Genomic DNA, 24,576 nt, shown 5'->3' on the forward strand with positions numbered 1-24,576 from the left:
TCAGGGCTTGCGGGCAATGATGACTTGGCTCTTGGGCAGCAACTGGTCGAGAGCCTGCTTCATGGGAGCGGCTTCGGGCATCTGAATCAGGTTGTTCCAGAGCCTGGCCCAGTCGTTGAGAAGCGGCGGGTAGGGAGGCTGAACAATATCGTGCGATGCTCCATCCAGCTCGACACCAGCATTCTTGGCCAGTACCCAGTAGATGAACATCCACATGGTCCAGAAGAAGCCGAAGGAGGCTCTTTCGACTATTTCCAGGCCAGCGCCTTCAACCAGACCGGCGAACTGCTCGCGCTCGAAAACATGGATATGGTTCGGCTCGCGGAAGTAGTAATCAGGGGCGAAGCTCTGCTGCATACGCTCACCCACCGGGTCCGGCACTGCCAACAGATAAAGAGCCCCGGACCGGCCTACCCGCGCCAGTTCGAGCAGGAATGTCTGGGGGTCCGCAACATGCTCAAGCACCTCCATGCAAATGACCCGACTCATGCAAGCATCCGCCAGGGGAAGCTGGGTACTGTCGACGACCAGACCTTCTGCGTGGCGCGCCGGCGTACGCGCCACGCGCTGGCGAAGCGACTCGATCTTATCCGCGACGACATCGGTGAAGGTCACGGCAGCCCCGCGGTTGGCGCAGAACAGGGTTGCCCCTCCGGCACCACAGCCGACATCCAGCACGGTGTCTTCGGCACTGACGGGAAAGCCCTTGAACAACTCATCGCTCTGGCTCTGGTACCAGCCGCTCTGCACCGCATCGATCAGGCCGCAGTTACGCGAGTCGACGAAACCCGGTGCCTGTCTGAACTCGGCCCAGATCGCCTCGTCATCCCGCGGGTCGCTCTGCAAACCAGCCAGGCGGCGGAAAAGCTCGAATTGATTCATGAACACACGGGCTCCAGAAGATTGAGGAATTGCTGCAGACGGATCTTCGCGGAGGCTTGCGAGCAATGCTCCTGCATGCGTTCGATGGCAGCTCTCGACATGCGCCGATAGCGCTCGGGCTCTTCTCTGTAGCAATGGAGTGCCGTCTGGTATTGCACAACCAGCGAGGACCAGTCGAGCTGGTGCCGGCAAGTACGATAAGCCAGGCGAGGATCATGGGGCCAGGCGGTGGCGTCCAGCCAGCTGTGCACGACGAACGCGACATCCTCATCGATGTAGTCGAGCATCGCCGAGTTTCGCGGCGCTATGGCCGGCTTGCCACAGGACATCAGTTCCATCAGTGGCAGACACTGGCCCTCACCATGCGAGGCATTGACGACAAAGGTGCTGGCCTCGATAAGACGATCGAATTCGGCCTTTTCCAGGAAACCATGCACGACCAAGACACGGCATCTGAACCTGGGCAGGCGTGCAATACACATGAGCATGCTATTGAGCGCCGCCCGATAGTCGTGATGCCCGAGCTTGAAGACGAGGGTGGCCTCTGGATTGTCCCGGAAAGCGGCACAGAAGGCCGTTAGCATGTCGATCCAGTTCTTGCGGCCGTCGTATGGGTTGAACAATGCCGTGAACACGGCCCCCCTCAGCTCGAACTCGCAAGGTTGCGGCGTCCACTCGGGCGCCCCGGATTGCTCATCCTCCACCGAGAGACCACGAGGCTGGACATGGTTGGCCGGTTCCATATGCTCAGCCTGCGTCTCGGTCGCTGTATCGACTGACGGCAGGCGGTACTCCGGCAACCAGGGCAACAAGCCTCTCACAACCTGCTGATACCAGGCCGCCAGATAACGCCGGGATATGGCCAGGCGCCCCTCGGAAGATCCAGTTCCAGGCTTATTGGCACCCGTATCAGACTTCTCGCTGCGGGCCACTCCACGAGCGTTCGCCACCGCAGCGGCCACGGCATCGAGCCCAGGCATGAATGGTTCGAGGTTGACATCCTGAGTATCCAGTACGATACCCGAGCCCACACGAATCCTATGGCAGGTTGGCACAGCCGCACCTGCACGCAACTCGGCATAGCGATCCCATACCGGAGAGGGTATAGAGACTATGGGGAAGTCATCACCGAGCACTTGCCGAACAGCACGAACCGTAAGAGCCGAGTGCGTGATGGCTCCTCCACACTGTTGCAGCACATGAGCCCAGTTCTGATTGACCTCATCCAGCCAGTGCTCGGAAGGAATGGAGTCGAACTCCCAAGCGAATACCGGGAGTGTAGGGCAGCGCAGCCCCAGTACAACCTTGTGCGGCGGAGTGAAGGAAAGAAAGAGACAGCGCTCTCCCCGCTCCAGAGACATCGCATAGTGTTCATCCACCTCTACTTGCGGCCGCTCGATGACGACAACTTCGCCGAGCTGACGCAATACAGGCAGAAAATCACGCAACACGAAGTAGTAGCTGTAGTCCGGCAGGCCCAGACTGCTGGCGATGGTCGCGGAAGTTACTTCCGAGTAAACGAGAAACTTCATTGTTCAACTCCCTGACGCACCCTCGCGTGATGGTCCAGGGCACTGCGCAGGAAAGCTTCCAGCGGCAAGCCAACCCGCTCGACGGAGGCGAAGTCGGCCATCTGCTCACGAGCCTTGCGAGACATGTCCTGGTAGCGCTCGGGCTGACTCTTGACCAAGTCATAACTCTCACGAAATGCCTCCATGAGAGATTGCCAGTCCAGACGATGCTTGCGGGTGTAGAGCATGCCGGTGGGGTCATGCGGCCAACAAGCCGGCTCCAGGCAGGTCCGCAGGATGAGCGAAGAGTCCGGGCTCAGGTAATCCGCCATCGCGGTGTGCGCGGGGGCCAGTGCCGGCCTGCCACTGGCCAGGAACTCCATCAGGGGCAGGCACAGCCCCTCTCCGGTGGAAGCATTGACATAGTAGGTACTGGCCTCGATCAGCTGCTGGTACTGCCGATCCTCGAGAAAACCGTGAAGTACCAGCACGCGGCATTTGAAAGGGGCCAGGCGCGACAGCAGGGTCAGCAGCACCACCCGGTAGTACTCCAGATCATGGTGGGTCATCTTGACGATCAGTGTGGCGTCTTCCCGGTCGCGAAAGGCCCAGCAGAAGGCCGTGACAATATCTACCCAGTTCTTGCGGCCGTCGGCGGGATTCAACACCGTGCAGTAAACCACCCCGGATACCATGACCTTCTGCGGCTTGCGCTTGGCCGTGCCGGCCAGCCCCATCTCCCTCAGCCAGCCCCGCAATAGGCTCAGGCTCAGACGCACAGCTCTGGCCATACTTATGCGCGACCTAACCTTCGGCATTCCAGCTGCGGGCATACCCTCAGCCATACCCGCCACAGGCACATCATCAGCCTTATGGACCAGTCCATCAGCAGAGAGACCCAACAACGGGCTATCTATGGTGATGCCAGAGAAATCGAAATGACGCGGCTCCGACCTGAATCCCCAACCTTCTGCAGGCCCCAGATGGGCATAGCGGTCCCACACCGGAGCAGGCAACGCAATGACCGGGAAGCCTTCTACGCTGTTCTCTACCACCAGCCGGGCGGTTTCGCGGCTGGTGCAGATGGCGCCCTGAAGGCGCGAAAAAACATAGCCCCAGTCATTGTGCGGGTCATCATCCCAAGCCAAGTTGGGCAGGCTATCGAATTCCCAGGCAAACAGGGTGACTGTGGGGCAGGCCAACCCCAGAGGGGTCTGATGCGGCGGGCTCACGCTGATGAATATGACCTGTTCGCCCTCTGCCAGATAGCGGCTGTGAAGGGCTTCAATCTCATCACGATTCTGCGTTTGGATAACTTTCCCGATGCGCTCCAACGCAGGCAGGAAGTCTTTCATCAAGAAGAAGTAGCTGTATTCCGGCTTGCCAAGAGAGGCTTGAATATTCTGATGACCGATCTTGGAGCTGATGAGAATGATCATGGGGCAGCTAAATAGCCTGTACTGAGCACAAGCGGCTTGGATGAGAGATGCGTGGCTCGGCGCTGACGTTGCTGAACCGGCTTATTGTTGTGCTACTGCATCGCCGCGGAGTGTACGGGTGACTATGCATTCCAACAAGCGATGCATTAGAAACGCTCCTATTTCGGGATCTTTTCCCGACCAATCCCATCCAAACACCGACAAAACCAGGGCCATCATGTGACTCCACACCCTGAATCCAACACCGGGCTTGAGCTGAGTAGACGATTCTCGTCCAATAGAGCGATCCCCGATTTACCCGGAGCCGCCATGCGCAAACTGTCTTCCTTCCTGCTCGCCACCAGCCTCTGCCTTGCCGCCGGCGCCCAGGCACAGACCCTGGTGGCCACCAGCAATATCCTGGTGCGCGCGCTGGACCGCAGCCTCGACTTCACTTCCGACACCACCACCTCGGTGCGCGACATGAAGGTGGTGCTGGCCGCCCGCGACGATGCCGCCAGCTTCGTCGCCAGTGCCGGCGAGGTGCGTGGCGCGCAACTGGAGGCGGCCTTCGCCACCCTGCGCGAACAGCTGCCCGAGGCCCGCACGGCGTCCGACCAGCAACTGGCCGAAGCCATACTCGCCCTGTGAGGTCGCGCGCCGCGCGCTGGCTGGCCGCGCTCCTGCTGCTGGCCGCTGCCAGCGCGCAGGCCGAACTGCGCCTGCGGCTGAACGCCGAGGGCCTCAGCGCCCAGGAGCGCCAGGCCAGCACCGAACTACTGGAACAGGCCATGGCCCACCTGCCGCCGAGCTTCATCGCGCGGCTGGATGGTGAAGTCGAGGTGCGCTGGTCCGACGACCTGCCGCCGGCGGCCTATGGCCGCCTCAACCGCCTCGACCTGCTCAGCCTCAACGCCCGCCTGCTGCCACTGCTGCTCGACCCGGCCCGCGCCGATGCCGACAACGGCCGCAGCCACGGCAGCCTGCGCCGCGAACTGCTGGCCACCCTGCTGCACGAACTGACCCATCTCTACGACCGCTCGCGCCTATGGCCCCAGGCCGCGCGCACGCTGCAATGGCGCTGCCGCCAGGCCGAACGCAGCCTGGGACCGGTCGGCCTGCGCGACGAGTGCCGCGGGCAGAGCGAGCGACGCTTCAGCCTCAGCGACGACCCGCGCCTGCTCGACCTGGCCGGCTGGCCGCAACGGGTCGGCCAGCGCGGTGCGCGCGAACAGGACAACGGCCAGACGGCGCGCAGCCCCGACCTCTACGAGCTGAGCAACCCGCGCGAATTCGTCGCGGTGAACCTGGAGTACTTCCTCCTCGACCCCAGCTACGCCTGCCGGCGCCCGAGCCTGCAGCGCTACTTCCGCGAGCACTTCGGCTGGCAACCGGCACAGCAGGCGCGCTGCCCGGCCGAACAGGCCTACCTGAATGCCGGCCGCGACTTCGCCCGCCAGCCGCTGGGCCGGCTCGACCCGCAGCGGGTCTACCAGGTCGACTACCTGCTGGCCGAGCCCAACCAGCAGTGGGCCAGCCGCTGGGGCCACAGCATGCTGCGCCTGGTGGTGTGCGCACCGGGACGGCCGCGCGGCCCGGCCTGCCGGCTGGACCTGGACCAGCACCTGGTGCTGTCCTACCGCGCCTTCGTCGGCGACGTGCAGCTGTCCAGCTGGGACGGCCTGACCGGCGCCTATCCCTCGCGCCTGTTCATCCTGCCGCTGGCCCAGGTGATCGAGGAATACACCAAGGTCGAGCTGCGCGGCCTGGCCTCGGTGCCGCTGCGCCTGTCGCGCGAGGAGATCGAGCGCCTGGTCACCCGCGCCGTCGAACAGCACTGGAGCTACGACGGCGACTACTGGTTCCTGTCCAACAACTGCGCGGTGGAGACCCTCAAGCTGCTGCGCAGCGGCAGCGACCGCGACGAACTGCAGGCGCTCGACAGCATCATGCCCAACGGCCTGCTCGACCTCCTGGAGGCCCGCGGCCTGGCCGACCGCAGCGTGCTGGACGACCCGCGCGAGGCGCTGCGCCTGGGCTATCGCTTCGACTCCTTCCGCGAGCGCTACCAGGCCATGTTCGAGATCCTGCGCCAGCGCCTGCCGGTACCGCAGCAGCAGGTGGAGGACTGGCTGGCGCTGCCGGCCGAGGCGCGCCGGCCCTGGTTCGCCGAGGCCGACCTGCGCGCCGGAGCCGCCCTGCTGCTGCTCGAACAGGCGGCGCTGCGGCGCCAGCTGCTGCTGGCCCAGGAACAGCTCAAGCAGCGCTACCTGAGCGCCCGCGACGACCCGCGCGACGCGCGCTTCGCCAGGGCCGACGCCACCCTCAAGGCGATCCTCGCCGGCAGCGGCTTTCTCAGCCGCCCGGCCGAGCTGCTGGACGCCGGCTACGGCCTGCCGCAGGCCGGCGAGTGGCAGCGTCTGGAAGCACAGAGTGGCGAGCGCCAGGTGCGCCTACGCCAGCTCAGCGACGACCTCGACCAGGAAGTGCGCGGCCTGCTGGAGCCCTCGCTGCTGGCCGAGATCGAGGCCGGCGAGGCCAACCTGATGCGGCTCGGCCAGCACCTGCGCGAGCTGCACAAGGCCGGCGGCGGCCTGCTCCTGCCCTGAGCGAGGCACGCCCGGCCTAGAGGCGCTCCTCGTCCTCCTCCGGCAGTTGCGGGTCCAGCTGCATCCAGGGCAGGCGACTCCTGACCCAGATATGCCGGTCGGCCGGCGCCAGCTCCGGCTGGTCCAGGCTGGCCACCGTAATGTCCAGGCTGTCCGGACTGAGCCTGGTGAACAGCGCCAGGTGGCAACCGCAGTGCGCGCAGAAATGGCGCAGGCAGCTGGCCGAGGAGGCGTAGGCGGCGGCGCTGCCGCGCAACCACTGGAAGCGCGCCAGCGGCACCGTCAGCCAGGTGGTGACGATGCCACCGGTGGTGCGCCGACAGATCGCACAGTGGCAGTGGGCGATGTCGCGCAGCGGCGCGCTGATGCGATAGCGCAGCCGGCCGCAGTGGCAGCCACCCTCGTGGATATCGGTCATGGGCCTTCCCCCGTTGCAGCAGCGACCCCAGAGACGCTAGCGCGCCGCCGTGGTTTTGCCCAAGATGGCGGCTCGCCCGCCGTGGAAGTTGCCGTGACCGCCCTGCTGCAGACCCTCTGGCCCCTGTTCGCCCTGATCCTGGGCGGCCTTGCCCTGCGCCGCTGGAACTTCCCCGGCGAGGCCTTCTGGCCGGCCGCCGAACGGCTCAACTACTTCATCCTGTTCCCCGCCCTGCTGCTGAGCAGCCTGGCCAGCGCGCCGCTGGACAACCCGGCGCTGCCGCGCCTGGCCCTGGCCGTGCTGCTCGGCCTCGGCGGCGCCTGGCTCGGCCTGCTGCTGGTGCGCCGCCTGCGCGGCTGGCCGGCGGCACGCTTCGGCGCCCTCACCCAGGGCATCCTGCGCTTCAACACCTACCTGGGCCTGGCCGTGGTCGGCAGCCTGTACGGCCAGGCCGGCCTGGTGCTGGCGGCGTTGCTGCTGGCGCTGCTGGTGCCGGCGGTGAACCTGCTGTCGGTCTGGTCGCTGACCGCCGAGCGCGGCGTCAGTGCGCGCAGCCTGCTGCTGCCGGTGCTGAAGAACCCGCTGATCCTCGCCTGCCTGGGCGGCGTGGCGATCAACCTGGCCGGCCTCGGCCTGCCCGGCGGCAGCGACCGCCTGCTCGGCCTGCTGGCCGCCGCCAGCCTGCCGCTGGGCCTGCTCTGCGTCGGCGCGGCGCTGCGCCCGCAGGAGCTGCGCGGGGAACAGGCCGCCCTGGCCTGGAACTGCGCCCTGCGCCTGCTGGCCATGCCGGCGCTGGCCTGGCTGGTGGCCCGCCTGCTGCACCTGCCGGCGCTGGAAAGCGCGCTGCTGGTGCTGTTCTTCGCCCTGCCCACGGCGCCCACCGCTTATGTGCTGACCCGCCAGCTGGGCGGCGACGGCCAGCTGATGGCCGGACTGATCACCCTGCAGACCCTGCTCTCCGGCGCCAGCCTGTTCGTCGTGCTGGCCCTGCTGACGGGCTGAGCGGACGCCCGGCGAAAGCCCGCTGAAAGCTTGAGCCCCTAGCATCCGACGGCCGCCGGCCCCGGACCGGCGTTCCGACAACAACAAGATGGGCCCCGCGCTCGCCGCGCCAGCGCCGGCCATGCCCGTCCGGAGACTGCCTGATGCTGACCTTCCTCGGCTTCGCCATGGTCATGACCTTCATGTACCTGATCATGAGCAAGCGCCTGTCCGCCCTGATCGCCCTGATCCTCGTGCCCATCGCCTTCGCCCTGCTCGGCGGCTTCGCCGCCGGCATCGGGCCGATGATGCTCGAGGGCATCGGCAAGCTCGCCCCGACCGGGGTGATGCTGATGTTCGCCATCCTCTACTTCGCCCTGATGATCGACTCCGGCCTGTTCGACCCGGCGGTGCGCGCCATCCTGCGCCTGGTCAAGGGCGACCCGCTGAAGGTGTCCATGGGTACCGCGGCGCTGGCGCTGATCGTTTCCCTCGATGGCGACGGCGCCACCACCTACATGATCTGCGTCGCCGCCATGCTGCCGCTGTACAGCCGTCTGGGCATGAGCCCGCTGATCATGGCCGGGCTGATCATCCTTGCCGGCGGCATCATGAACATGACGCCCTGGGGCGGCCCCACCGCGCGCGCCGCCAGCGCCTTGCAGGTCGACCCGTCGGACATCTTCGTGCCGATGATCCCGGCCATGCTGGTCGGCTGCATCGCCCTGTTCGGCATCGCCTGGCTGTATGGCAAGCGCGAGCGCGCGCGCCTCGGCGTGCTGCACCTGCCCGACGACCAGGAGAATCACGCCGCGATCAGCGTGTCGCAGTACCCCGAGGCGCGCCGGCCCAGGCTGCTATGGGTCAATGGCGCGCTGACCGCCGCCCTGATGGCGGCGCTGATCGGCGGCCTGCTGCCGCTGCCGGTGCTGTTCATGATCGCCTTCAGTATCGCCATGATCATCAACTACCCCTGCCTGCAGCAGCAGAAGGAGCGCGTCGCCGCGCACGCCGGCAACGTCCTAGCGGTGGTCGGGCTGATCTTCGCCGCCGGCATCTTCACCGGCATCCTGTCCGGCACCGGCATGGTCGAGGCCATGTCCAGGAGCCTGCTGGCGATCATTCCGGAAGAGCTGGGCCCGCACCTGGCGGTGATCACCGCGCTGGCCAGCCTGCCCTTCACCTTCTTCATGTCCAACGATGCTTTTTATTACGGCGTGTTGCCGGTTCTTGCCGAAGCGGCCAGCCATTACGGCATCAGCCCGGTGGAAATGGCCCGCGCCTCGATCGTCGGGCAGCCGGTGCACCTGCTCAGCCCGCTGGTGCCCTCCACCTACCTGCTGGTGGGTTTGGCCAAGGTCGAGTTCGGCGATCACCAGCGCTTCACCCTCAAGTGGGCGGTGCTGATCTGCCTGGCCATACTGCTGGCGGCACTGCTGCTCGGCGTGTTCCCGCTGTTCGGCGGATGACCCCGGCAAGTAACGGCATTTTCCCGCAAAGACGGCTAGAATCGCGCGCCATCGCCGGCACCCGCCGAACCGAACCCTCGACACGCAAGGAACCACTATGGAATGGCTGACCAACCCTGAGATCTGGGTTGCCTTTCTGACCCTGACTGCCCTGGAGATCGTCCTCGGCATCGACAACATCATCATGATCGCCATCCTGGTCGGGCGCATGCCGCCGCACCTGCAGGCACGCACCCGCTTCTTCGGCCTGGCCCTGGCGATGGTCACCCGCATCGCCCTGCTGCTGTCGATCACCTGGATCATGCAGCTGACCAACAACCTGTTCCACCTGTTCGGCCAGGGCATCTCCGGGCGCGACCTGATCCTGTTCTTCGGCGGCCTGTTCCTGCTGTGGAAGAGCAGCACCGAGATGTTCCATAGCCTGGAAGGCGAGGATGAAGCCGAGCAGACGCCGGGCAACACCGCCGCGCGCAACTTCATCGGCACCATCATCCAGATCGCCATCATCGACATCGTGTTCAGCCTGGACTCGGTGATCACTGCCGTCGGCATGGTCGATCACGTACCGGTGATGGTCGCCGCGATCATCGTCGCCGTGCTGGTGATGATGCTGGCCGCCGGCACCATCAGCGACTTCATCGACAAGCACCCGTCGCTGAAGATGCTGGCCCTGGCCTTCCTGGTGGTGGTCGGCACCGTGCTGATCGCCGAAGCCTTCGAAGTCCACGTGCCGAAGGGCTACGTCTACTTCGCCATGGCCTTCTCCCTGGCCGTGGAGGCGCTGAACATCCGCATGCGCATCGCGCGCGGGCGCAAGGAAGAGCCAGTCAAGCTGCGCAAGGACATTCCGGGGCAGTAAGCCACCGCGCAGCAAGCAGAACGGGGCCGAATGGCCCCGTTTTTTATTGCCTGACAAATCACTCCAGGGTGAACCACTGCACCTCGACGCGACGGTTCTGTTCGCTGTCCTGGCCAACCGGCTCTTCCCAGCCGCGGCCAACCAGTTCGATGCGCTCCTCGGAGATGCCGGGATGGCGTGCCAGCAAGGCATCCTTGACCGCCTGCGTGCGCTGGCGCGACAGTTCCATGGCCTTCAGCGCCATACTCTTGACCAGGGCCGGACCACCCTGGCGCTCGAAGTCGGGCACCATGGCGTTGTCCACGTGGCCACGCAGCAGGACGATGGAACCGGGGCTGACCTGGAGGAACTTCTTGATGGTGTCCAGATAGTCCTGGTTGGCCTTGGCGTCCTTGTCCAGCTCGGCCGAATTGGCCTCGAAGAAGAAGCGGATGTCCTTGCTCAGCAGGGCATCACCCTCCAGCGCGACCCTGCCGCTGGTGCGGATCGGCGCAATGGAAATGCTCTGCCCCTTGAACTGACCGTCTGTCTCCAGCGCCTTGAGGTGCTGCAGGCTGGCGAAGCGCGCCGGGTCGGCGGGGTTCTTGATCAACGCACCATAGGCCAGCACCGAGGACTGGAAGATGCCCTGGAAGGAGCCGGCAGAGTCAATGCTGCCGTCAAAGAACGCCAGGTTTTCCGGCAGGTTACTCAGGTGCACCTTGCTCAGCTCGTCGAGGGTCTCCTGCTGGGTCCAGCCAAACGCCTGGGCGACCACGCCGGCGTGGGCCTGCGGATCCTCGCGCAGCAGGTGGTTGCCTTGCAGCAGGCCGTGGACCAGGCCCTTGACCTTGTCAGGATGGGCCGTGGCGAAGCCCTTGTTGACCACCAGGATGTCGGCGACCACCAGCAGGTTGCGGTTGGACACCAGCATCTTCGCCGCGCCGGCGGACTCGGCCACCACCTCGTCGGTACGCGGCGACCAGCCCACACAACCATTGAGGCGGCCCTCGCCATCCAGTTCGGCGGCGTAGGCGTCACAGGCGACGAAGGCATCCTCGTAGAACACCAGACCCAGTTCGTTGGACGCCGGACGGCTGTCCGGGTCGCGCAGCACCCTGACCGGCACACCGGCCTCCGAGGCCAGATAACGAATGAAGAACTCGCTCTCGTTGAACTGGCTGGCGCCCAGCACCTTGCCCTTGAGCTGGTTGATGCTGGCGATGTCACTGTCCACCACGACCTGGTCGGCGCCACGCGAGAAGGCGATCTGCGCCGGCACCGTCACCTCGAACTGGCGGCCGAGCACCGCCAGCACATCGGCAGTGGTCGCCACCGCAGCCAGCTGGCCATTGTTCAGCGCCGACCACTCCTCGCTCTCACCCTTGTTCAGGCGCACCTGAAAACCGTACTGCTTGGCGAAGATCGAGTTGGGGTTCGGCGCCATACCGCCGTTGGCAACGATCAGGCCGCCGTAACCGGCGTATTCGCTGATGTCGATGTCGACGATATTGTCTTTCATCTCGTAGGGCGCGGCGGACTGCAGCACCGGCGTACCGGTGACCGGCTCGGCCGGCTGCGGTACATCGGCGCCCCCGCCGATACTCGCCGGCAATCCGGCCAGAGGACTGCTTCCGCCTTTCTCGAGCATGTCCTTGCTGACCAGCCAGCCGCCCAGGCCGAGCAGGCCCAGTACCAGCAGCACAGTCAGCAGTTTGCCGGCGGCATTGCCGCGCTGTCGGCGGCGATGGTGAATCGGGTGCATGACTTGTCTCCCTGTCGATGAATCAGTGTCTGTCGGTCAGCGTCTCGGGCTTGCGGCCCTGCCCCTGCAAGACGTAGCTGGGCAGCCGCTGCTGGTCGTTGAGCTCGAGGACGCCGAGCAGGTCGCGCTGGTCGTTGAGCCAGCGGCTGGCCTCGTTGAATGAAGAGGTGAGTGCATTGAGCGCCATGCCGATCTGCTCCTCGTCGGTAGCCAGCAGGGTCTGCTCGCGGATCAGAGCGATCTGCTGGTCGATGCGCTGCAACTCGGCGTCCACATGCTCCTTGCGTCGCACGCCCTCGGCATGGGCCGCCTGGCGGGCATCGATCACCTGTTTCTGCTGCTCCAGGCTGCGCCGCAGTTCCCCACCCAGGCCGGTGGTGGCCAGACGCTGGTCGATCTGATCTTCCTGTTTCTGCAGCTCGGCACTGTCCGCGGCGGCGGTATCCACCACCACGCTGAGTGCCTGGCCGGCCACCAGCAGGCGCAGGTTGAGCCACACCAGCTGCTCAAGACTGTCGGCATGGGCCGCCATCACTGGCGAGCGCGCCAACAGCTGCAGCACCTCGCGGGCGCGCGCCTCAATACGCTGCTGGCGTTGCCGCTGGGTCTCGCCAAGCAGGGCCAGGGTCGCCTCGTAGCGCTGCTCGGCCGGGTCGATGCGTACCTCGGCAACATCCACCGCGGTACGGAAGCGCTTGCTGCCGGCGAGTAGGCCCAGGTAAGCCAGCTCCAGGCCGGCGCCGAGCACCCAGAAGCCGGGGCTGACGAAGAAGCCAAGCAGACCGAAGGCGGCCAGACCGAACCAGTTCGGCGGCAACGGCATGCCCAGCGGACGGGCCGTGAAGGCGGCCCACAGATAACGCCCCAGACTCATGGTTCGATAGCCTCCTGAGCGAGCGAGCGCAGGGCCTCGGGAACGAAAGCCATATCGGTGGCCTCGCGGATGGCGAGCATCATCTGCTGCCGCAGCACCTGTTCCGGCACCGGCGGCTGGTAGCCCTGCAGGCACTGTTGCAGCGCCTCCAGAGCAGGCAGTTGGGCGGTGCGCACACGGCGATAGACCTTGACTGCCAGGGCCTCGGCCGCACCCGGCGTGAGCAGTAGCGGCAGCGCCTGCTGCTCCAGCTGCGCCTGTTCCAGCGACAGATCGAAGCGCCCCAGCAGGGCGCGCAGCAACGCCGCACTCTCCGCCACACTGGTGGTCGGCAGCAGGGGGATCTTCACGTCGACTCGGCCGGGACGCTTGAGATCCACCTCGATCAGGTCGGGGCGCGAGGAAGCCAGAATCCAGATGACCTTGCCGCGGTTGTCGGCGCTGCCCATCTCCTGGGCGATCATCGAGTACAGGCGCCCGGACAGGCCGCTGTCGCCGCTGCCGCCATCGCGCTTGCCAAGAGTCTGGTCGGCCTCGTCGATGAATACGATGCAACGGCCGAGGCCGCGAATCAGGCGGAAGATCTTCTCCAGGTTGCCCTCGCTGGAACCGACCCAGCGATCACGGAAGTTCTTCAGCTTGACCACCGGCACACCGGCCTCTCCGGCCAGGCATTCGACCAGGTAGGTCTTGCCGGTACCCACCGGCCCGCAAAAGATGTAGCCCTTGGGCAGCGCGCGCAGGTCGGCGGCTTGCCACAGTGCCATGTCCTGGCGCAGCCAGGTCTTCAGCGCCTTCTGGGCGTGGTAGTCGTCGAGGGTACGGGCGGACTCGATGAACTCCACCAGCCCGGCGCTATCAGCCTCCACCAGTTCCTTCTTGGCCTCGGCCCAATCGCGCGCGCCAAGCACCCTGCCCTCGTGGGCGCGGCGCTTGACCAGGCTGGCCAGGGCACTGAGGCTGACTCCGGCCAGCGCCTGCTCGGCGCCATCGTCCTGCGAGGAGAAAGCCCTGGGGTGATCGACGCGCAGCTGCGCCAGGCACTGGCTCAGGCTGTCGGCATCCGGCAGTGGTACCTGGATACGGTCGATACGCGGGTTGTTGGCCACCAGCGGATGGAGGTCGTTGAGATTGTCGGCCAGCAGCAGGCTGGCGAAGGCCATGTCACTGAATGGTGGCTCGGCGGCCCAGTCGCGTACCAGGCTGGCCAGGCTCGCGGTGGCGAAGTCACCGGGTTGGCCGGCCGGTAGTACCAGGTCGGCGCCGCGCAGGATCACCGCCACGTGCTGGCTGTCACCGCGTCCCAGCGCACGCAGGTTGGCGCGATAGCGCAGGTAGCGGCTGATCAGCTCCACTGCCGCTCGTGGCTCGTGTGGCCAGGGCTGCATCTGCGCCGCCGCCGGCCATTCGGCCAAGCGTTCACCACCACGCAGCAGGCTCAGGCCATTTCCGGGGTCGTAGAGAAAGACCACATCGAAGCCAGCCAGGAGCTGCGCGTCGAGGTAGCGGGTGAGGCTGACCAGCTGCCCCTCCAGCGGAAAGCGGTCGGCGACATTGCCGTACAGCACGAACTGGCCATGGGCGCTACTCTCGTAAGCCAGGCGCAGCTCCGCCAGCCAGGTGGGCGCCTGCGGGGATTGGACCGCGGCCATGACTTACTGGCTTTCCGACTGCGGGTTGCCGCCCATGCTGCGGTTAGTCTCGGGCGCCGCGGCGGTTTCGCCACCGGGCAGGGCAATGCCCTCCTTGGCAGCGAACTCGGCCAGGGCCTGGTCGGCCAGGGCATCCATCTCGGCTTCCTTGAGGTTCACCTCGCTCATGTCCATCGAGTCGCGGGCCATGCGCGCGCGACCGGCGGCCTTGGTGCGCTCTTCCTCGACCATCTCGTGCAGGCGATTGAGGGTATCACCGGAGCCGCCGATGCTGCTGACCATGCCGGCGGCCATCTCGTTCATCTCGGCCATCGCACTCTTCATGCGCATGTCGTTGATCGCCCCCTTGAGCGCCTCGATCTTAGCGCGCGCGGCGTTGACCGCCACTTCACGGGCCTTGGTCAGGTTCTGGTAGGTCTCTTCGGCCTGGGCCAACTGGCGGCGATTCTCTTCCAGCTCGCGAGCCAGGCTCTGCAGGCGCAGGGCATTCTGCGCGGCGGCCGACTTGTTGCCGGCGCGCAGGTGGGCGGTGGTGCGAGCATGCAGCTCGCGCTCCTCGGCCTCCTGCTTGCGCACCTGGCTCATCAGGCGCTCGGCCAGGCCGGCATGGGCGGCCAGGCCCTGGTTGAAATTGGCGATCTGCTTACGCAGGTTTTCCTGCTCCAGCTCCAGCAGGGCCTCCGGGTTCTTCCGCTCTAGGTCCTTGATGAACAGGGAAAGGATGCCTTTGAAGACATTGGCGAGGCGGGCGAGCATGGCAACTCCTTGCTGTGTGAACGATCCGTCGTGTGCCGGCGCCAGAGCCGGCAGGGCTTGGCGCATTCTTCGCGAGCGCCGGTCCGGATGCAACCTCGCCGCGTTTTTTGCGCAACGGAAAGGCTCAGCGGCGTAGCCGCGGCAGCGCCCAGAGCAGGAACAGGCTACAGCCGAGCCCAACGCTCAGCATTACCGCTATCGGCCCCCAGTGGCCGACCAGATCCTGCAATAGCTCCAGCAGTTTGCCGATCCAGCGCGAACGACCACTGCTCTCGCCAGCAACATAGAAGCCGCGCGACCAAGTCTGGTAGGCGGCATGCAGGGGCATCAGGCTCAACGGCAACAGCAGCAGGCACAGCCAGAAGCCGGTATTGCGCTCACCCAGCAGCGCCGGCGATCGGTAACCCTCGCGTATCAGGTGCCAGGTGCACAGCAGGAGATGCACTACCACGCCGAGAGACAGGTAGCTGCGCCAATCGCCGGGCCGGTCCCATGCCATCAGCACGACGAGAGGACCGACCAGCAGAAGAAACAGCCACCAGATCGTCAGAAAGACGTACTTCATCGATCCCTCAAAATAGGGCCATCTGGCCGAGCTCTGTCGCATCTGGGGCAACCTCGGGCTGTGCCACATCCGTCGGAGTTACACCCAAGCGCTGTGCCAGCCCCGCCGCGCGCTCGGCCCTGGTGTTCACCGCCTCGGCAAGGCGCGCCGGCAGGCCCCAGATTTCCACCTTGTGCTTGGCGCGGGTGATGCCGGTGTAGAACAGCGCGCGGGTCAGCAGCGGGCTGGGGCTTTCCGGCAGGGCCAGCAGCACTTCACTGAACTCCGAGCCCTGGCTCTTGTGCACGGTCATGGCGAAGGCGCTGTCGTGACTGGGCAGGCGCGCCGGGGCGAAGGCGCGGTAGCCGTCCTCGCCCTCAAAATACACCCTAAGACCATGCTCACCGGCCAGGCACAGGCCGACATCGCCGTTGAACAGGCCCAGCGCATAGTCGTTCTGCCGCACCATCACCGCGCGGCCGGGGTACCAGCGTTCACGCTCGGCCAGCGAGTAACGGCGCTTGATCCGTGCCTCCAGGGCCTCGTTGAGACCGCCGACGCCCCAGGGGCCTTCGCGCTGTGCGGTCAGCGCGCGGAAGGCGTTGAAGGCGGCGAAGGCTTCGACCGGATCGCCGCGGCGCGCGGCCTTGAGGTAGGGCGCATAGCCCTGTTCCAGACGCTCCAGCAGCACGGCCTGGCTGGGCTCGGCCTGCCAGGCCAGGTCGGCGCGACCTTCACGCAGCAGGTTGAGGGTGCCGGCGGCATCGCCGCCATTGATGCGCCGCGCCAGCTCGCCGATGCCGCTGTCGCCGGCGAAGCGGTGGCTGTGGGTGAGCAGCACCACGGCGTCGCCCAGGGCCGAGCGCGGCGTTTCGACCGGCACCGTCTGCCCGGTGATACGTTGCAACTCGGCGGCAGCTTCGGCATCGAAGCCGCGCCCCTCGCACAGCTCGGCGAATACCGCGCCGGCCTCCACGGCGGCCAGCTGGTCCTTGTCGCCGAGCAGGATCAACCGCGCCTGCGGCGGCAGGGCGTCGACCAGCTTGGCCATCAGCGCCAGGTCGACCATCGACGCCTCGTCCACCACCAGCACGTCCAGCGCCAGCGGCCGCGCCGCGTCGTGACGCACAGTGGGGCTGTCGCCGCGGCTGCCGAGCAGGCGGTGCAGGGTGCGCGCCTCCTCTGGCAATAGCGCCTTGAGGTGATCGGCCAGCGGCAGATCGGCCTTGGCGTTGCGGATGGCCTCGGCCATGCGTGCCGCCGCCTTGCCGGTCGGGGCGGCCAGGCCGATGGCCAGTCGCTCGCCGCCGGGCTGTTCGAGAAGTGCCGCGAGCAGACGCACCACCGTGGTGGTCTTGCCGGTGCCGGGGCCGCCGGAGATCACCGCCAGGCGCCGCCGCACCGCCTGGGCCGCTGCCAGGCGCTGCCAGTCCGGTTGCTGTTGGTTGAAGGCAAACAGGCGCGCCAGGCTCTCGCTCAGCAGCGCCTCGTCCACTGCCGGGCGCTCGGCGGACAGCGCCAGCAGGCGCTCGGCCAGGCGCTGCTCGTAGGCCTGGTAGCGCGCCAGGTACAGGCGCTCGCCGTCGAGGATCAGCGGGGCAAAGCGGCCGGGTGCGCCGACCAGCGCGGAGGCTTCCAGCAGCGGCCGCAGCTCGGCCAGCGGTGGCAGGGTGAAGTCGTGCTCCGCCCAGGGCCGGCGGCCGGCCACCCGCGCCAGCGGCAGGCACACGTCACCGGCGGCCAGGGCCTCGCTGCACAGGGCGGCGCAGGCCAGCACGGCGGGCTCGGCCTGCGGCTGCAGGCGCTGCAGGCTCGCCAGCAGGGCGCGTTCCAGCGGGCCGAGGGGCAGCTTGCCTAGGCTCATCGGGCAGACTCCCTCAGCCAGGGCGCGTGGGGGTACTCGCTCGACGCCTCCATGGCAGACGTAGCCCGGATGCAATCCGGGAAGGCCGGCCCCCGGATTACATCCGGGCTACTGCCTGAGCGCATCACTTCGCCTCCGTGAACAGTTTATCCAGCGCATCCAGCAGGCTGTCGGCGGGGCGGGCGAAATACACCCCGGCCGCCGGCATGCCGCGCAGGAACAGGTACCAGGCGCCGCCCAGCTGCGCGTCTCTGAAATCGGCCAGGCGCGTGCGCAGGAAACGCCGCAGCGCCACCAGGTAGATCAGGTATTGCAGGTGGTAGTGCTCGGCGGCGATGGCCTGCTCCAGGCGCTCGGCGCCGTAGTGCGCGGCCGTCGGGCCGAGCCAGTTGGACTTGTAGTCGAGGATGTACCAGCGCCCGGCGTGCTCGAAGGTCAGGTCGATAAAGCCCTTCAGGTAGCCCTTCAGCTCGTCGAACTGCAGGCGCTCGGCGGCCTGGCGCATGGACTCGGGCAGGCCAAAGGCCGGGTCGGCCAGCAGCGCGCGCAGGCGCTCTACATTGAGCCGTTCGACCGGAAAGGTGAAGCCCAGCTCGGGCAGCCGCTGATTGGCCTGCAACGTTGAAAGACGCAAGCCCTGGCCATCCAGGTCGGTGTCCAGCACCGCCTGCAGCTGGGCAATGGCGATCGCGCCCCACAACTCGGCGTCGATGCCATGTTCCTGCAGAGCGGGCGGTACCAGTTGCTCCAGGCTGCCCTTGCCGCGCATCCAGTCTTCGAGGATGGCGTGCAGGCAGGTACCGGCGCGGGCGCCACGCGGGAAGGCGAAGAAGCCGGCGCCCGGCTCGCTGGCATCGACCAGGGCCAGGGCGTCGTGGTCCGGCGCTTCCATGTGCATACCGGCGGCCAGGCCCGAGAAGCTGCCGATGCGCCAGGCGCTATGAAGGCTGCGCTCGAACAGCTGCTGGTCCTGGGGCGGCTCGGCGCGGCCCGTGCCGGCGGCCTGGGCTTCCTCGGTGAGCGGGGCGAGGCGGGCGATCAGGCCGGCGCTGCTGCCGGCCAGCTCGTCCAGTTCGGCGGCCAGGTCCGGGCCTTCCTGGCCCGCCAGATAAGTGGCCAGCTCGCCCAGGGCATCCTCGCCGGGCAGCTCGCGGCCGTGCAGCAGCCAGGCCAGGGCGCTGCTGTGCAGGCCCTCGTCGGGCAGCTTGCCGGTCTTCTGATTCGGCTTGGGCAACGCGACCGCCCCCCAGTGCAGCCATAGGCGATGCTCAGCTCGCGTGAGAGCCACATAGGTCAGGCGCAGCTTCTCGGCGAAGCTTTCGCGCCGTGCCGCCTGCAAGTGTTCGCCCAAGCGATCACTGCCCAGATCGAGCAACGGCTGACCCTGCTCGTCGTGGCAGCGCGCACTATCGGTGTGCTGGCCGAGCAAGCGGCCGTCCCACAGGAAGGGGCAGAACACCAGCGGGTATTCCAGGCCCTTGGAGGTGTGGATGGTGACGATCTGCACCCGCTCGGCATCGCTTTCCAGGCGCAGCAGGGCATCCTCGCCGGCGCCTTCGCTGCCGCGCTGGGCGGCGAACCAGGCCAGCAGCGGCTCCAGCCCCGGCCGCTGCAGGCTCTCGGCCTGCAGCAACTCGCCCAGGTGCAGCAGGTTGGTCAGCCGCCGCTCGCCGTCGATGCCGGCCAACAGGCGCTCGGCCACCCGCTCCTGGTCCAGCCAGGCCCTGAACACGCGCATGAAGCCCTGCTGCTGCCACAGCTGGTGGTACTGCTCGGCGGCGGCGCGCTCGCGGTCCCATTCCTGCTCGACTTCCTGGCAACGGGCAATCTGCGCCGCGTCGCGACCTAGCAGGCGGGTGGCCAGGGCATAGCGCAGCACACCCTCGCGGCCGGGCTCGGCATAGGCGGCCAGCACCGCCGCCAGCTCGGCGGCTTCTTCGCTATGCCACACGCTGTCACGGCCACGGCGCACGCTGGGCACGCCGCGCGCGGCCAGCTCGGCGGCAACACTGGCGGCCTCGCGGTGGTTGCTGACCAGCACGGCGATATCGCCACCTTTCAGCGGCTTTCTGCCGCCATCGTCTTCGAAATAGGCCTTATCCTGCGCGCTGGCGGCGAGCAGCGCGGCGATCCGCCGCGCCGTATCCAGCGCCGCCAGCTCGCCGGCACGCGCCTTGTTCAGCCCCTCGTCACCGAGCCAGACCAGGCCCAGCGGCGCGGCGCCGTCCTGCTCGGGCAGCACCAGCGTGGCGCGCGCCTTCTGGCCGGCGCTGACCGGCGGGTAGCTCAGCCCTTCCTCGGCGAAGGGCTGCGGGCGGGCGAACAGTTGGTTCAGCGCCTTGATCAGCGCGGGGGTGGAGCGGTAGTTGAAGGGCAGGTCGTACTGCCGCTCGGCTGCGTCGCGAGCCTGCAGGTAGGTGGCCAGGTCTGCGCCGCGGAAGGCATAAATGGCCTGCTTGGGGTCGCCTACGAAACACAGGTCACCGCCATCGCGGTAGACCCGGTCGAAGATGGCGTACTGGATCGGGTCGGTGTCCTGGAACTCGTCGATCAGCGCCAGCGGGTACTGCTCGCGCAGGCGCGCGGCCAGATCGTCGCCAGCCGCGCTGTGCAGCGCCTGGTCGAGGTTGTTGAGCAGGTCGTCGAAGGCCAGCAGGCGCTGGGCCGCCTTGCGCTGCGGCAGCTCAACGTTGAGGCGGTCGAGCAGCTCGACCTGCAGGGCGATCAGCTTCTGCTTGCCGGCCGGCAGGGCGCTTTCCAGCGCCGCGCCAAGGACATCCAGGGCCTCGGCCAGCGCGCTGTGCGGCGCCTCGAAATTCTTCTTGGTGGCCTTGAGCAGGGCGGCGGCGCCCAGCTTGGCCAGGCCGTCCGGCGCCTCGAACAGCGCCGCCGGGTCGGCGAAATAGGCGTCCAGCTCGGCCGACCACAGCGGCAGCTTGGCCGCCTTGTGCGTGCTCTGGCTGAGGCCGCCGTGCTCGCGCAGCACCTCGACCCAGGCGTAACCCTCGGCGCGCCACAGCTCGGCGGCGGCCTGCCAGGCGGCGCTGGCGGCCTGCAGCTCGGCCTCGCCCACGCGCTCGCGTGGCTCGACGCGCGGTTCTACTTGTAGATAGGGCTTGCCCAGGTGGCTGCGCAGGGCCTGGCGCAAAGTCGCGGGGGTGACTTTCTGCTTGGCCAGGTAGCGCGCCCAGGCCGGGTCGGCGCCGGCCAGCACATGGCGCCAGGCGTCGCCGAGCAGGGCGTCGAGCACTTCGCGGTCGTCCTGGGTCAGCTCAGCGTCGAAGTCGCCACCGGCCTCGAAGGCAGAGTCCTGCAGGGCGCGCTGGCAGAAGCCGTGAATGGTGAAGATGGCCGCCTCGTCGAAGCCATGCACGGCCAGCAGCAGGCGCCGCCGTGCCGCTTCGCCGGGATGGCGGCGGTGCAGCTCGACAAGGAAACCGTCATCGCTCTCGCCACCCTCGTAGAGCGCCAGCAATTCGGCCAGACGGGCGCGGATACGCTCGCGCAGCTCGGCCGTCGCCGCGGTGGTGTAGGTGACCACCAGGATCTGCCCGACCGACAGCTCGCGCTCCAGCAGCAGGCGCGCGTACAGCGCGGTCAGGGTCCAGGTCTTGCCGGTACCGGCGCTGGCCTCGATCAGCGAGCGGCCAGTGAACGGCGAGTCGTGCAGATTGAGGTCGTTCATTCGCCGTCCTCCTCGCCGCCAGCCAGGGCCTGCAGCGCCGGGCCCAGCAGTTGCTCGGCCAGTTGCTCGAAGCGCTCGCCGAGCGGCTCGCGCTCGCGGAAGGCCAGGGCATACCAGGGGTCGAAGACTTCGCCGGCCAGCGGGCTGAACTCGGCGCCGAGCCAGGCGGCCTGGGCCTTGTCGCGGGCGGCGGCGATGGGTTCCTTGCGGCTCTTGGCGCTGGGCGTGACCAGCGCCTTGGCAAAGTCATAGCTGCTGCGGGTGATGAAGGGCAGCGGCTCGCACAGCGCCTCGCGGTAGGCGGCCAGCCAGGGCTCGAGCAGTGCTGAGGGGTTGTCCAGCGGACCGAGCTGCCAGTCGCCGGCCGGCGACACCAGCAGGCTCTCGCGGGCGATGTCCGGAGTGGCGGCGATGTTGAGCAGCAGGTGGCGCAGCCAGAAGCCGGGCAGGTCGCGCGAGTCCGGCGCGCGCAGGCGCCAGTCGAACAGGCCGCTGGAGGTCACCCCGTCGAGCCAGCCGTGCAGGCGCACGCCGGCCAGCTGGATATCCACCAGCAGCGGCTCCGGGCTCTCTTCCGGGCGCGCCTCGAACAGCCGCGGGGCGAAGGCACGCACCGGGCCGCGCTGCTTGCCCCACAGGGCATGGCCCAGCTCGCCGGGCGGCAACCAGCCGGCGGCGCGGGCCACGCGGCGCTCCTGCTCCTCGCTCCAGCCGCGCTCCACCGCCTGCAGCGCCAGCTGGCGCAGGCCGAGGTAGGCCGAACGCTCCAGGCTGAAGGGTTCGTCGGCGGCGATGCCTTCCTCGGCATCGGCCAGGCGCAGGCCCAGGCGTTGTTCGAGGAGGAAGCGCGCCGGGTGCTTGAAGCAATAGAGCAGCTGGCTGGGCTCGAGGGTCAGCCAATCGTCATTGGCCTCCGGCAGGCGCTGGATAAAGGCCGGAGCCTCGGCCGGGGCTTCGGCCAGACGCTGGGCGGCTCGGAACCAGGCGCCGGCGAAGCCCTGGCGCGGGCCGCTGCGCTCGAAGTTGCCGGGGGCGAAGGGCTGCAGCGGGTGCTCGACGGTGATGCGCGCGCTGGCCTTGTACTCACCCTGGGTCGCAGTCAGATCGACCGCCTCCAGCAGCTCGCTGACCAGCACCGAGGGCGGCAGCTCGGCGTTGTCGCGCGGGTCGCGGCCGACATAGCTGAGGTACAGGCCATCGCGGGCGCTGAGCAGGGTTTCCAGAAACAGGTAGCGGTCGTCCAGGCGCCGCGCGCGGTCGCCACGGCGCGGGCGCTTGGCAATCAGGTCGAAGCCGGCGGCCGGGGTGCGCCGGGGCAGGGCACCATCGTCCAGGCCGAGCAGGCAGACCAGGCGGAATGGCAGGCTGCGCATCGGCACCATGGTGCAGAAGGTCACCGCGCCGGTGAGGAAGCCCGAGGCGCCGCTGCCGCTTTCCAGCGCGGCGCCGAGCTGCTGGCGCACCAGCGCCAGTTCCACCGGGCGGGTGATGCCGGCGTCCGTGGCCTGGCGGCCCAGCGCCGCGCAGGCCTGGCTAAGCAGCAATAAGGTATCTCCCGCCTCGCGCTCGTCGAACAGCGCATCGACCAGCCCCTGCAGCTCCAGTGCCCAGTCGGCCAGCGGGCGCGCGCGTTGCAGGCGCTCGGCCAGGCCGGCGAGCAGTTCGACAAAGGCACACAGGCGCCCGAGCAACTGCGCGCGCGCGCCTTCCAGGGCGTCCAGCGGCCAGCTGTCACCGAGCAGCGGCAGGCCATCGCCGGCCAGCTGAGGCGGCGCGGCGAAACCGAGCAGCAGCCGATCCAGGCCCTGGCGCCAGGTGAAGGCATCGTCGGCCGGCAGATCGAGTGCGGCGCGGTGCTGGCCGTCGCGGCCCCAGCGCACACCGGCCTGGCGCAACCATTCGCGCAGCAGCGGCAGGTCCTCGGGCTCGATGCCGGCGCGGCGGGCGATGGCCGGCTGTTCCAGCCAGGCGAGGATTTCCTCGGCGGCGAAACGGCTTTCCGGCAGGCTGAGCAGGCCGAGGAAGGCCTCGATCAGCGGCGTCTCGGCGCGCAGGCTGCGGTCGGCCAGGCTGTAGGGCACATAAGGCGAGCCTTCGCGGCGAGCGAAGACGGCTTCGATAAAGGGCGCGTAGCGCTCGATATCCGGGGTCAGCACCACCACCTGGTCGGGGCTCAGGCGCGGGTCGGCGGCAAAGCGCGCCAGCAGCTGGTCATGCAGGATCTCCACCTCGCGCAGCGGCGAGTGGGCGATGTGCAGCTCCAGCGAGCGGTCGTCGGCGCGCAGCGCCAGGCGCTCATCGGGGGGGCGGGTGCGCAGGCGCAGGATGTCGTTCTGCAGCGCATGCAGCAGGCTGTCGTCGGCCAGCTCGGCGTCCTGCGGGTAGATGCCGTGTTCCTCGGCAATCTGGCCGAGCAGGCTGTCGAAGAAGTCGCGGCCCTGCTTACCCAGGCTGGCCAACAGCGGGTGGCCGACGTCCAGGTACCAGTCATCCGGGCTGACCTCGGAGTGGGCCAGCTCGCGCACGTCGCGGATCTCGCCCCAGGCCTCGCGGCACGGATTGAGGGCGCAGATCACCACGTCGGTGTGCCGCGCCAGCCCTTCCAGCACGCGCAGGTGGTGCGGCGGCAGCGAGCTGATGCCGAATACCAGCAGGCGTTCGGGCAGCCCCTCGATGACGGCATCGCCATGCAGGCGCGCCAGCAGCTCGCCAAGCAGGCGCGCGCGGTGCGGGTGGCCGTCCTTGGTCAGCTCGGCCCAGAGCAGCGCCTGCCAGGCCTCGTCCGGGCCCAGGTTGCACAGCTCGCCGCGCTCCCAGGCGGCCAGCCAGTCGTCGCGGTAGAGCAGGTACTGGTCGAACACGTCGGCGATCTTCGCCGCCAGGGCCAGGCGGCGGCGCTCATCAGCGCCTTGCAGGTAGCGCTGCAGGCGCTCGGCGCGGGCCAGGTTGGCCGGCTCGCACAGCCAGTCGTAGAGGCGCCAGGTCATCGCCTGCGGGTTGAACGCCGACTGCTCCGGCAGGGCGCCGAGCACCTGGCGCGCCAGGGCCCAGACGAAGCTGGACGGCAGCTGCACCTCCAGGTGCATGGCGATGCCCTGCTCGCGCGCCAGCTGCAGGGTCAGCCAGCGGCCGATGCCCTGGCTCGGCACCACCACCCGCGCCGGCGCCAGCACGTCCGCCTGCGGCTGGGCGAGCAGGCGGCAGGCCAGCAAGCCGAGGGTTTCCAGGTCGGGGGCGTGGTACAGGCTGAGCATGGGCGGGCTTCCAGACAATGGCCGCTAGGTTAGCAGGGTCGCGGAGCCGGGGCAGC

At 67.9% G+C, this 24,576-nt stretch carries 17 protein-coding genes; 5 read left to right on the forward strand and 12 right to left on the reverse strand.

Translation table 11 applies throughout. The features are described 5' to 3' along the window. The 3 genes from AAG092_RS10915 to AAG092_RS10925 are packed head-to-tail and all read right to left on the reverse strand — an operon-like array spanning position 1 to position 3,832. A complete protein-coding gene (locus AAG092_RS10915; protein ID WP_373386671.1) occupies positions 1–882 on the reverse strand; it encodes a class I SAM-dependent methyltransferase in 882 nt (293 codons plus the stop codon). Further along, entirely contained in the window at positions 879–2,414 is a 1,536-nt protein-coding gene (locus AAG092_RS10920) for a glycosyltransferase (RefSeq protein ID WP_373386672.1), read from the reverse strand. Before AAG092_RS10920 ends, AAG092_RS10915 begins: the two co-directional genes overlap by 4 nt. After that, a complete protein-coding gene (locus AAG092_RS10925; RefSeq protein ID WP_373386673.1) occupies positions 2,411–3,832 on the reverse strand; it encodes a glycosyltransferase in 1,422 nt (473 codons plus the stop codon). Before AAG092_RS10925 ends, AAG092_RS10920 begins: the two co-directional genes overlap by 4 nt. A gap of 309 nt (positions 3,833–4,141) precedes the next feature. Between AAG092_RS10925 and AAG092_RS10930 the strand changes: the two genes are divergently transcribed. Further along, a complete protein-coding gene (locus AAG092_RS10930; protein WP_373386674.1) occupies positions 4,142–4,462 on the forward strand; it encodes a DUF2388 domain-containing protein in 321 nt (106 codons plus the stop codon). Further along, positions 4,459–6,420: a DUF4105 domain-containing protein gene (locus AAG092_RS10935; RefSeq protein WP_373386675.1), complete on the forward strand. Its 1,962-nt coding sequence runs from the start codon at positions 4,459–4,461 to the stop codon at positions 6,418–6,420. Before AAG092_RS10930 ends, AAG092_RS10935 begins: the two co-directional genes overlap by 4 nt. A 16-nt stretch (positions 6,421–6,436) precedes the next feature. Here AAG092_RS10935 and AAG092_RS10940 read toward each other — a convergent pair whose 3' ends face one another. After that, positions 6,437–6,838, reverse strand: a complete 402-nt coding sequence (locus AAG092_RS10940; RefSeq protein ID WP_373386676.1) for a GFA family protein — start codon at positions 6,836–6,838, stop codon at positions 6,437–6,439. An 81-nt stretch (positions 6,839–6,919) separates the two neighbouring features. On the opposite strand from AAG092_RS10940, the gene AAG092_RS10945 reads away from it, so the two are divergent. From AAG092_RS10945 to AAG092_RS10955, 3 genes are all read left to right on the forward strand, one after another. Continuing rightward, positions 6,920–7,840 carry an AEC family transporter gene (locus AAG092_RS10945; protein WP_373386677.1) on the forward strand — a complete coding sequence of 307 codons (921 nt, stop codon included), beginning with the start codon at positions 6,920–6,922 and terminating at the stop codon, positions 7,838–7,840. A 143-nt stretch (positions 7,841–7,983) separates the two neighbouring features. Next, positions 7,984–9,288 carry a CitMHS family transporter gene (locus AAG092_RS10950; protein WP_373386679.1) on the forward strand — a complete coding sequence of 435 codons (1,305 nt, stop codon included), beginning with the start codon at positions 7,984–7,986 and terminating at the stop codon, positions 9,286–9,288. Between the two features lie 97 nt (positions 9,289–9,385). Further along, complete coding sequence (locus tag AAG092_RS10955) at positions 9,386–10,147, forward strand: TerC family protein (protein WP_373386680.1); 762 nt, start codon at positions 9,386–9,388, stop codon at positions 10,145–10,147. Between the two features lie 58 nt (positions 10,148–10,205). On the opposite strand, the gene AAG092_RS10960 is transcribed toward AAG092_RS10955, so the two are convergent. From AAG092_RS10960 to recC, 8 genes are all read right to left on the reverse strand, one after another. Further along, positions 10,206–11,891, reverse strand: coding sequence for a phosphate ABC transporter substrate-binding/OmpA family protein (locus tag AAG092_RS10960; protein ID WP_373386682.1), 1,686 nt, complete (start codon positions 11,889–11,891; stop codon positions 10,206–10,208). Between the two features lie 22 nt (positions 11,892–11,913). Continuing rightward, positions 11,914–12,765, reverse strand: a complete 852-nt coding sequence (locus AAG092_RS10965; protein WP_373386683.1) for a hypothetical protein — start codon at positions 12,763–12,765, stop codon at positions 11,914–11,916. After that, a complete protein-coding gene (locus AAG092_RS10970; RefSeq protein ID WP_373386685.1) occupies positions 12,762–14,417 on the reverse strand; it encodes an AAA family ATPase in 1,656 nt (551 codons plus the stop codon). The genes AAG092_RS10965 and AAG092_RS10970 overlap by 4 nt, the downstream gene beginning before the upstream one ends. A 3-nt stretch (positions 14,418–14,420) precedes the next feature. After that, positions 14,421–15,173, reverse strand: coding sequence for a PspA/IM30 family protein (locus AAG092_RS10975; RefSeq protein WP_373386686.1), 753 nt, complete (start codon positions 15,171–15,173; stop codon positions 14,421–14,423). A gap of 124 nt (positions 15,174–15,297) precedes the next feature. Next, entirely contained in the window at positions 15,298–15,738 is a 441-nt protein-coding gene (locus AAG092_RS10980) for a hypothetical protein (protein ID WP_373386688.1), read from the reverse strand. A gap of 7 nt (positions 15,739–15,745) precedes the next feature. Further along, on the reverse strand, positions 15,746–17,581 hold the full coding sequence (recD, locus tag AAG092_RS10985; protein WP_373386689.1) for an exodeoxyribonuclease V subunit alpha: 1,836 nt from the start codon (positions 17,579–17,581) through the stop codon (positions 15,746–15,748). 124 nt (positions 17,582–17,705) lie between these two features. Then, a complete protein-coding gene (gene recB, locus AAG092_RS10990; protein WP_373386690.1) occupies positions 17,706–21,266 on the reverse strand; it encodes an exodeoxyribonuclease V subunit beta in 3,561 nt (1,186 codons plus the stop codon). After that, positions 21,263–24,520 carry an exodeoxyribonuclease V subunit gamma gene (gene recC, locus AAG092_RS10995; RefSeq protein WP_373386691.1) on the reverse strand — a complete coding sequence of 1,086 codons (3,258 nt, stop codon included), beginning with the start codon at positions 24,518–24,520 and terminating at the stop codon, positions 21,263–21,265. The genes recB and recC overlap by 4 nt, the downstream gene beginning before the upstream one ends. Positions 24,521–24,576: the final 56 nt, after the last annotated feature.

Origin of the sequence: Pseudomonas alcaligenes, from assembly GCF_041729615.1 — a bacterium.
Lineage (GTDB): Bacteria > Pseudomonadota > Gammaproteobacteria > Pseudomonadales > Pseudomonadaceae > Aquipseudomonas > Aquipseudomonas alcaligenes_B.